The sequence below is a fragment of the Kurthia senegalensis genome (assembly GCF_000285595.1).
GTDB lineage: Bacteria > Bacillota > Bacilli > Bacillales_A > Planococcaceae > Kurthia > Kurthia senegalensis.
Genome location: NZ_CAEW01000058.1, coordinates 1 through 280, shown reverse-complemented (window position 1 = coordinate 280; position 280 = coordinate 1). Strand labels below are relative to the sequence as shown.

At 45.0% G+C, this 280-nt stretch carries 3 tRNA genes; all 3 read left to right on the top strand.

From position 1 onward, the window contains the following. The first annotated feature begins 19 nt into the window (after positions 1 to 19). Positions 20 to 95 (top strand) — tRNA-Phe (locus tag KSHG_RS15620). Positions 96 to 104: 9 nt separating this feature from the next. Next, positions 105 to 178 (top strand) — tRNA-Gly (locus KSHG_RS15615). Positions 179 to 189: 11 nt separating this feature from the next. Further along, a tRNA-Ile gene (locus KSHG_RS15610) sits at positions 190 to 266 on the top strand. The last annotated feature ends 14 nt before the right edge of the window (positions 267 to 280 follow it).

Genomic DNA, 280 nt, shown 5'->3' with positions numbered 1-280 from the left:
TTTTTAAATTTATAGTTGTGGGTTTGTAGCTCAGTTGGTAGAGCATTAGATTGAAGCTCTAAGTGTCGGCGGTTCGATTCCGTCCAAACCCACCATTTATATACGCGGGTGTAGTTTAGTGGTAAAACCACAGCCTTCCAAGCTGTTGTCGGGAGTTCGATTCTCCTCACCCGCTCCATTTTTATTTGTGGGCCTATAGCTCAGCTGGTTAGAGCGCACGCCTGATAAGCGTGAGGTCGATGGTTCGAGTCCATTTAGGCCCACCATTTTTTTATATATT